General features: G+C 48.9%; 9 protein-coding genes. All 9 read right to left on the reverse strand.

The window, feature by feature from the left end; translation table 11 throughout:
• Window positions 1-294 precede the first annotated feature (294 nt).
• Window positions 295-612: a MocE family 2Fe-2S type ferredoxin gene (locus AC1DUA_RS11925; protein WP_477499957.1), complete on the reverse strand. Its 318-nt coding sequence runs from the start codon at window positions 610-612 to the stop codon at window positions 295-297.
• Entirely contained in the window at window positions 609-1703 is a 1095-nt protein-coding gene (locus AC1DUA_RS11930) for a fatty acid desaturase family protein (RefSeq protein WP_477499958.1), read from the reverse strand. The genes AC1DUA_RS11925 and AC1DUA_RS11930 overlap by 4 nt, the downstream gene beginning before the upstream one ends.
• Window positions 1704-1730: 27 nt before the next feature.
• The gene (locus tag AC1DUA_RS11935) at window positions 1731-2633 is read right to left on the reverse strand and encodes a sugar phosphate isomerase/epimerase family protein (RefSeq protein WP_477499959.1); all 903 of its coding nucleotides are present in this window, start codon (window positions 2631-2633) and stop codon (window positions 1731-1733) included.
• Window positions 2634-2666: 33 nt separating this feature from the next.
• Window positions 2667-3761, reverse strand: a complete 1095-nt coding sequence (locus AC1DUA_RS11940) for a Gfo/Idh/MocA family protein (protein WP_477499960.1) — start codon at window positions 3759-3761, stop codon at window positions 2667-2669.
• A 13-nt stretch (window positions 3762-3774) separates the two neighbouring features.
• Window positions 3775-4758 carry an aldose 1-epimerase gene (locus AC1DUA_RS11945; protein ID WP_477499961.1) on the reverse strand — a complete coding sequence of 328 codons (984 nt, stop codon included), beginning with the start codon at window positions 4756-4758 and terminating at the stop codon, window positions 3775-3777.
• A 12-nt stretch (window positions 4759-4770) separates the two neighbouring features.
• The gene (locus AC1DUA_RS11950; RefSeq protein ID WP_477499962.1) at window positions 4771-6504 is read right to left on the reverse strand and encodes a glycoside hydrolase family protein; all 1734 of its coding nucleotides are present in this window, start codon (window positions 6502-6504) and stop codon (window positions 4771-4773) included.
• A 17-nt stretch (window positions 6505-6521) separates the two neighbouring features.
• Window positions 6522-7406 (reverse strand): ATP-binding cassette domain-containing protein, encoded by an 885-nt coding sequence (locus AC1DUA_RS11955; RefSeq protein ID WP_477499963.1) that lies wholly within the window; start codon window positions 7404-7406, stop codon window positions 6522-6524.
• Between the two features lies 1 nt (window position 7407).
• Window positions 7408-8904, reverse strand: coding sequence for an ABC transporter permease (locus AC1DUA_RS11960; protein WP_477499964.1), 1497 nt, complete (start codon window positions 8902-8904; stop codon window positions 7408-7410).
• Window positions 8901-9510 (reverse strand): FtsX-like permease family protein (locus AC1DUA_RS11965; RefSeq protein WP_477499965.1); only part of this gene is annotated, 610 nt, incomplete at its 5' end. The genes AC1DUA_RS11965 and AC1DUA_RS11960, both read right to left, overlap by 4 nt.

Here is a 9510-nt window from a genome sequence, read left to right on the forward strand (position 1 = left end):
CCCATTGGCGGACACCCCCCTATTCGTTAAGTCTATTATTGGGGTCACTTAACGGATGTGTCCACTTCTTATTCTAGCCGCAGTGAGTCCGTTAGATGCTAAATCTATGCCAAAAGCAGCGAATAGAGCTATCTCAGTCCGTTAGCTGACAACAGCGGCTCGCAGGAGGTAAGCTGGCAGCGAAATAGTCCGTTAGCCGGCGGCTAGTGCTACTAGAAAACCCTGACAAAGTTGCCTCCGTCAGGGTTAATGAATTTTTCCATTGGCAAACGAAGTTGACGTTAGTGCTCAAATTCAAACTTGAATAAACACTTTACCCGCTTCTATTTTCACCGGATATGTCTGCAAATCCACACAAGCAGGCACGCGTTTCGCGACACCCGTGGGGATGTCAAAACGGCCATTATGCTTAGGGCACTCAATAAGATTGCCCATGACTAACCCATTGGACAAATGGAACTTGCCATGGGTACAAAAGCCATCCGATGCATAGTAGTCGCCTTTCTCCGTGCGATAAATCGCAAATGTTCGATCATGATAATCGAAACGGATGACATCTTCCATCTCCACTTCATCTGCACGGCAGGCTTCAATCCATTCTCCGAGACTCATCCTAATTCGCTCCTTTCTTTTAACGCATGGGCTGGCCCGTACATATAGGGGCGTGCCGTTCTAGGCAGTGGCTTCACCACAACGTAAGCTGGGTCTAGCTTTTGCTTTCTTAGAGCGCTAATTACCTCTTTCAGTGCTGCCCATAAACTTGGCCTCGCTGCCGGGCAATCGGATTTCATCTCTTCATGCAGCTTTGGCAGCGCATGATAAGGAACCATCGGAAACATATGGTGCTCTGTGTGATAGTTCATGTTCCAATAAAGAAACCGAAAAATCGGATTCATATAAACCGTTCGGGTATTCAACCGATGGTCGAGCACATCTTCATATAAACCCAGATGCTGGGTAATACCGAACATAAGAACAACGATTCCACCGTAAAACGAAGGCAGGAACACGAACATTGCAGGTAAAATGCTACCTGTAAATAGGCATGCTGTAAGAACAGCAAGAATAATAAGCATGTAAATTCGAGCTTCCCGAAATGTTTTCTGGTGCTGTGAGGAGGGAATATACGCATTTTCCTGCTCATCGAGCTTGCCGAACGTATGCAAAAGGAATCGTTTGATCTCAATGGGCCCGCCATATAGATGAAAAATTTGCATAATGAGAATTTTCCAAATGGGAGGCCGCTCTGTGATGATTTCTGGATCACGTCCAACGATGATGGTATCCGTATGATGGCGGGCGTGGCTCCAACGCCAGGGAGTTGCCGACCTCAGGACAAGAAAGGACGCGATTTGATAGACGACCTCGTTCATCCAGGGTGTCTTGAATGCCGTTCCGTGCCCGCACTCATGCCATCTGGAATCGCCTGGCGTCGCATAGAGAATGCCATAAGCAAGAAAGGCAGGAATAGCCCACCAGGTTCCCCATGACAAGTAAGCAAGGTACCCCAGAATCAGAAGTCCGCCAATCCATATAATCGTGTCGCGAATGGCCGGGCCATCTTTCCTTTTCATCAATTCTTTCATCCGCTGACGAGGGATTGGGCATGTATACCACTCCGCCTCCGCTAGCCCGAGCTCGATTGCCCGTTTATTCTCAGCCCCAGTGATGCTGTAGTCCCTTTTTTTCAATTTTACGGACATGTAAGTCACTCCTTCTTTCCTTACCTATTAACCGCCGATTGTTTTCAGCTTGTCGTCAAGGAATCTTTTCGCGCGCGGGATATCCTGCTCATCCAGATGCTCGATAATAATCGGAATGTTCGGGTGCAGCCTAGACAGCTTTTGCAAATATAAGTCATAGTTCAGAATTCCAAGCCCCGGAGCTGGAAGCTCAACGGCGCCTGCCCCCCGGAAGGTATGCGACTCGACTGCGTCGATTTCAGCATGCTTCTCTGACAAGTCATCGGCAGGCTTGCAGTCTTTGGCATGCGCAATTTTTATTTTATCCCCGAGCGTATGGAAAATGCGGTTCAGCGTCTCGTCGACGTGACCAATATTGCTGTCCGTGAAATAATTAGTCGGGTCCATCAGCAGTCCAAGACCTGGATGATTCACATCAGAGAATAAACGAGTTAGCGCGTCGACAGAGCCAATCACGTTATTTACGTAGTTCTCCACCAGGAATACCGATCCGTGGTCATAAGCGAATTTGGCGAGCGTTTCGATTTGACTACACGTCTCCTCGTAGGCTTCTTCCGAGCCATTCTTCGGATCCCACACCCAATCGCTTTCCGTATTGTACGTTCCGGTCTCACTGATGACGTACGGAGTCCCCAAATCGCGGGCAAACTTCAGCAAAGTCTGCAAGCCGAACACATTTTGTTCGCGCTTCTTCGGGTCTGGATGAATGATATTCGTATAACCGGAAATGCAGACGATCGGCAAATTAGCATTACGGAAAGCATCGCGAATACGGTGGCATTTGTCCTTCGTAAGTGTTTCGTAGGCGAGATCCATGTCTTTGAAGGACAAATCCAGTTGAACACAAGAAAACCCGTCCCGTTTCATGCGGGAAATGGATTCCTCTAAGGAATATGGATAGTACCCGTTAAAAATACCGACTGAGATCATTGGCAATTTCCTCCTAGTAAATTAAATTTGTTATTAGGACTCTGTTACTTCGGAAAATAAGACCGTCCTACCCTCCGCAATAGACTTGTAACAAGCATCAACCGCTGCCATGGTCTTCAAATTGTCCCTGCCGCCAATTTCCGGCTCGCTGTCTGTCTCGACTGCCCGCAGCAGCTGCGCCATCGTCCCTTGGAAAGCGTCCGGAAACCAGACTTCCTCCCACGTTGGCCGGAACCATTGATTCGGAGCTTGTCTTGTCGTAAATGCCAACGTGCTTGGCGATCTCTCTGGATAAACCGGCCATCCGGTCGTACCCTGAGCCATGCCGTTCAGTCCCTCAACCCGCCATTTGATGTAAATATCCTTCTCGGTACCTTCTCCAGGCCATGCCCAGACGTCATCCAGACTAGTGGCCATTAACTCGTTCGCATACTGGAACGTATATTGCGATATTCCGTCTATATGCGGGAATTTTGTACGGGGATCGCTGCGCGTAACGGCTGTGACTTTCTCTGGATCGCCAAACAAATACCTGAAAATATCGATATGATGAATCCCCATATTCAAAATTTCAAGGTGCTCATATCTATGCAGGAAGTCCTGCCAATGCGGAATCGCGCGCATGTCTACCGTAGCTAATACCGGTTGTCCTAGATATCCCCGGTCAAGTAGCGCCTTGAGGGCACGCATTGACTGGTCGTACCGCATGTTGGAATTGACGGCGATTTTGACACCCGCATTCTCGCAAAGGTCTACGATTTCCCGAGCTTCCTTAGAATTCATAGCTAGCGGTTTTTGGCACAGAATACCCTTGATATGCTTCATCTTCACCGCAAGACGGACAACTTCCAGCTGCCGATCTGGGGGGAAAGCGATATCCAATATCTCGATATCCGAATCCTGAACCAGTTCCTCCCACGTCCTGTGCACGGTCCTAATGTTCCGCAATTCAGCGACAGCTTTGGCGTTATCGTAGGTTCGTGATGCAATCGCCACCGGATTAAAGCCGGCATCGCGATAAGCCACAAGATGGCAGTCTCGCATAATGAACCCGGAACCGATGCATCCGATACGGAAATCCTTGCGTGCCGGCATTTCCGGCCTGATATTCAAATCCAAGTTATCCAAGCGCTGCGCCTCCTCATTTTTCAATCCACATCCCTGTTCTGAATCGAACTTGTTCACCTGCCCGTATGCCTCGGGCTCCTGTCAGTTCGTGTTCGTAAGGAAGATTGAATGCATCCGTAACGTACGTGTAAGGCTCCAGAGAATAAGCCGATGCCCAATCGGGTCGAAATAGAACGACATAAGGGAAGGTCTGATCGAATTGGTAGGCAATCGTATAGCCCTGATTTTTCAATTCAATCCGACATGTACGATCAACATCCTGTGCCAAGGAAATTAGTGAACAGCCAAGCACTGGATAGTTCTCGATGGGAACGCCTTCACGAAGCCCTTGGCTGAATGCCGTTTCCATTGGCTTCCCCATTACGAATGCCTGATTCGTAACAGGCCATTCCGCAGCCGCAGGTACATGAAGCGTAATCTCTTCTCCACTCCCGAACGGTACTGCAAAATAAGGGTGCAGCCCAAAAGCGAAAGGGGCTTCTTCCTCGCCCTCATTGCCAATCACCCCTTCCAGATCAAGTCGACCACCCCTAAGCCGATACGTCATCGTAAAGACCAGCATATGCGGAAAATATGCCATAATCTCAGGATAATCTGCGTAGCGAAATTGGCTGGTCACCCAAGCCCCTTTCTCCTCTGAAGCTCCGTAGTCAATCACTTCCCAAGCCTTGGAGCATATTTCACCATGCAAATGATGGTCAGGAGGCTCATTCAGAGGCAGCTTGTATTCACGTCCCTTGAATACAAAGCAACCGTTTCGAATCCGGTTCGGCGGAGATAACAATGGTGTTCCATATTTAAATACCTCATTCGATTCCTGCCAAAAGGTATTAAAACGGTCTGGCGATATCAGCACCTCATGCCCGCTGCATACGAAACGGTAGAGATTATTGCCGATGGCTGGAATCAATTCCGCAGAAGAACTGCTTTCTTCATCAGTTAACCTAATGATCGAGAATCCCTCTCTGAGAATAGGATCTGCTCCATATCTGCTCATTGGCCCCTCCTTTTACCAATACAACTCTTCTTGCAAACGACGATACTGACCTGAACGAAGGGGTGCTTTCTCGTAGATTTGCCGGTTATTATAAAATGGATGATGCGTCCCTGCCGGGCTCAAATGAATGACATCATCCCCGCGCCACCGCGTGATAAACTCCTGACCTACCGCCTTCTCAACCGTTTGACGCTCACTAAGCGGGAAAGTCAACGTGATCTTCTCACCAGCTTGAACTTGACCTAACGCAAGGAAGCGCTGATTCACCCACATGCTCGGTTCGCCGCCAGATTGTGTTCGTACGCTATCGCCAAGCTCTCGGTATACCTCAACCTTCGCATAGCCGGCCCATTCGGGGATACGAACCAACAGCCTAGGCAAGCTGCGATGAATCTCCAGCTCCACCCGTCCTTCGTGGGGCAGATGACTGGATACATCGAGCCAACGCGAGCCACGGTTCAACAGAAAGTTCACGCTAATCGTGCCATTATGCTCCGTAATCGTATTGCTCCATCCCATAAATAAACCACGCGTCCCTGAACCGATACAGCAGGTCTGCAGATCGTTGGTATGCCCTCTCCCTCCGCTGACGTTACAGCAGAAATCATTGGGCGCGGAGTATCCGGCGAACGCTCCACGAGTACGCTCCGCTACGTTGAAGTAAGATTTCATACCAACATCATCATTTGCTTTGTTGTCAGCTCCCACAACCCAATCCAGATTCAGCAGCTGCGACTCCGTTAAGTGGTTGCGCAGGAAGYGTTCTACGACGCCCCAGTATTCGACATATYCGACTCTAGCCAGCGTAATTCCCGTAGAAATCAAGTCAACAAGCGAGCAGGTTTCATGCTCGAATGCTTGTTCATGCATATCTCCAGGTGTCCAGCCAAAAGTTGTTGAGCGTGTTAACGCCCAATTATAACTTTTCTTGACGAAATGGATGATTGAGGCGTCCTGCGTATGCAAGGCAAAACGCGCGAGCGCATCAAGCGTACCAATGCGAGTATGGAAATGACCGCTGCGATACGCAAGCGAATCGTTAAAGCTGCCATCCGGATTGAAAACGCCACTGCGATGAACGATCAGCGCCGAGAAGAACTGACACAGCTCGAAAGCATCCATATTGCCAGTCAGCTCATAATATTTGAGCAATGGCATGACTAAACGTCCGCAGAACGCGGCCGGGTCCGGGGCTAGTCGAAGCTGGACCGCATTCGTGGACGGCCAGCCATGCACGGTGTACTCCGAAGCTGGATAGTACCACACGTCTTTTTCCTTAATTGCAATTCGTTTGAGCGCAGCCACATGTCTATCAGCAACATGCTTGATCTTGCGATCACCTGTCGACATAAACCACGAAGTCAATGCGAGGATGACAGCCCGCTGATCAATCAAGTTAGCGTTTGTTTCCCAAGGCGCCTTCGGATTTATTTGCCGGTAGCTGAGTCCATCTTCTTTAAAAAAGCTAAGGAAATTAGCTCTATAGCGCTCCTCAATGTCTCGCCCCCGCTCGTCCCCCGTCATATGCCTCGCCAAGATGAGAGCATCCACCAAGCGACCGTGGCTGGAACCGTAATCCCAATCTCCATGCGTCAGAAACGCAGGCTTCTCCATCAAATTCGCTGCAAAAAAAGGAATATATCCGAAATCCTCATCCGCCATTCCGATAATGGCACTAAGCACGTGTCCTGCCCGCTCTTCCAGCAGGAGGGTGTCCGGAATTTGTTTCGTTTCCTGACTATTCATCGATAGTTGCTCCTTCGTTATACTTTGATCGGAGGTATGAGCACAATCTTGCCATCCTCCACGGTCACCTTCACTTTGTTCGCTTCTTTCATTCCGATTGTCTCTAGATAGCTAGCAGGAATTTGCAGTCGACCTGCTTGGTCCAGCACCGCATACTCTACGTGAGACTCCTCTTCTTGCTCTTCAATACCTTCTTCAAGATCCAACAGTTCTTGCTCATAAGACTTACGCCGCAATATCTCCGATGACGTTCTTCCGTCCCGGATCGCAACCACACGATCCACTTTCTTAGCCAGCATCGGATCATGGGTCACGATTACGATGGTGAGCCCCAGTTCTCGGCTAAGCTGCCGGAACAAGTCAAGGATTTGGTTGGCCATGCGCGTATCAACCGAGCCTGTGGGTTCATCCGCAAGCAGCAGCTTCGGATGGTTCGCAAGGGCAATCGCAATCGCTACGCGCTGCTGCTCACCCCCGGATAACTGGTTCAATTTGTTATTCCTTCTATGGCTAAGCCCGACGGCCTCCAGCAGCTCAAGCGCACGCTCCCGTTTCCGCTTGCCCTGCAGCAGAATAGGCAGCTCCACATTTTCCTGAGCAGTCAAATAGGGAATTAAATTGCGCGCATTGTTCTGCCAAACGAAGCCGACAGACTCACGCTTGTATTTGACGAGGTCCTTCTCGCRAATACTAAGCAGATCCTTACCATCTACGATCAAGCGCCCTGCTGAAGGACGATCAAGTCCTCCAAGCATATTCAGCAGCGTCGATTTGCCGCTTCCGCTATTGCCGATAATGGCCATCAGCTCCCCAGCTTCCACATGTAGATCCAACCCCTGCAGCGCCACGACTTCCAAATCGGCAATTTTGTAGATTTTAACCAGATTATCGCAATGTATCATCTTAATCCTCCCCAAGCTTCACGGCCTGATGTATCCGGATTCGCGAGACGATATGGCCTAGCACCACAAGTCCAATGGTGATCATGACCGTAACGATCCCATATAACCGCTGATGGTCGCGTGGATCGAACGTAACTTGAAACGGAGGCACTTGCGTGCTGGGATCGAACGATAACTCGAATAAGGGAACAAACAAGTGACTAGCCACGTTGCCTGTCATCATCCCAATAAGTATCGCTGCACCCGATACCATCACTTGTTCACCAATCAGCATCCCAATCAGTTGAACAACGGAAACCCCCATCGCCCTGAAAATACCGAACTGCAGCGTCCGAGCGGATAATGACAACACCCAGTATAGTAGGAATCCGAAAAAGCAAACGACAACCGAAATCATAAACCCTAATGTCATCACACCGTTAATCGCCAGTTGAAAAGGATCTTTGACAGCCAAAATCTGTGCTTGCTTCGCATCGGTCAACGACTCGATATCATAACCATGCTTGGTCACAGCCTGATAGACAGCTTGACTGCTTGCTTCCGGTTTCAGTTTCATCCACACCTCATAGGGCTCAATCCCAATGTTGTTCTGAATGTAAGTGAGGTGACCCACGATCAGCATTGGTTTCTTAACCTTCGTTGTAGTGCCCTGCTTCGTGGTAACCGAAATCGTATCGCCCGCCCCAGGATTAGGATTCCAGGATGGCCAATAATCTATGATCCCGAAGACCGTAACAGATGCCGGTTCGAGATTCTGCCAACCGACGGACAAGGTATCTCCTACCTTGACGCCATATTCCTCCGCTACCGACTTCGATATCAACACGGCGGAAGGATTTTTGGCAATCAGATTTAAATATTCGTAAATATGATGATCCAGCAAATGATCCCTCAACCAAGCTGTCTCACCGAAAGCTTTTGTGTCAATGCCCATAAGCTCGGTGGTTGCATTCGTTTTGCCTTTGGTGAATGATGCATCCTTTCTGACAAAAACCTTTGCTGCATGCTCAACGCCTGGCAGCTGCGTAAATGGTAAAAAAGACGGCTCGCTATATTGAACCTTTGGTGGTGCACTCACTGGTTCTTCATCCGTTGAGGCTTCCAAAGACGTGCTGTCATCGCCCGAATCCTCTGCACCAAACAAAATAGCCGGCGGCGCATCGTTTTCCCAATGAATCTTCATGGTGATATCGGCGCCAGCGGAATACCGGATTTTATCCGTTGTATTCTGATTGATCGTACGTGTCGCGCTTGCGCTGAACAGTCCAGTAGCAATCGTAATGATGAGAAAAACCATAATAAATTGATATTGGATAATCGAACGGCTCACCTGGATTAGAGTCGTGTACACCGTTGGTGGCCACCAGCGTTTACCGATTTTGTACAAAAGCTTCATGAACAAAGGGTACAAACGAAGCACTAGCAAGCCGAGTCCGAAAATAAACATCGCAGGAATGAGAAACAACAGCGGATCTACTCTTAAATCACCTGATTTCAAACCAAGTGAAAGGATATCTTTGACCTGATCGACTCGCCGAAATACGGTCCGACCGCAAAGGCAATTGCCCCAAGCACTACGCCTTCAACGGCATAACTAAGAACAATCTGTATGCGGCTTGCTCCCCGGCTGCGCAGCACGGCGATTTCTGTTTTCTGCCTTTCCGTGATGAGATTAGCTACCATGAATAAGTAAAAAGCGAGCATCAGCATCACAGGCACATTAAGCGACCATAACATTTTCCGCAAATTCGCTTCTTTTACATAGTAGTTAGTAAGCGTTTGGAGCGCTGGCACGTTTTTATTATGATTTTCATAATGGGCATCCATATAGGTATCGATGGCTTCATCGTTGTAAAGAAATCCGTCGGCTGATGCCAGCGTCAACAGCTTGTAGTCAAGCGCGAAATACCAATAGCTGGATTGCACATTGAGCTTGCCATCCACCGTAAACGCTTTCTCGAACAAACTAAAATCAATGAGAAAGCTGTTTTTATAACTGCTGGTATTGTTGTACCAGAAAATATCGCTGTAGTCCTTGCGGTCGAACACCCCGACAGGTTTAATGGAGACAGGTTCCTGCAAACCTGCATCCTTGATAATGAAA

It is taken from the genome of Paenibacillus sp. 01T422 (assembly GCF_056398785.1).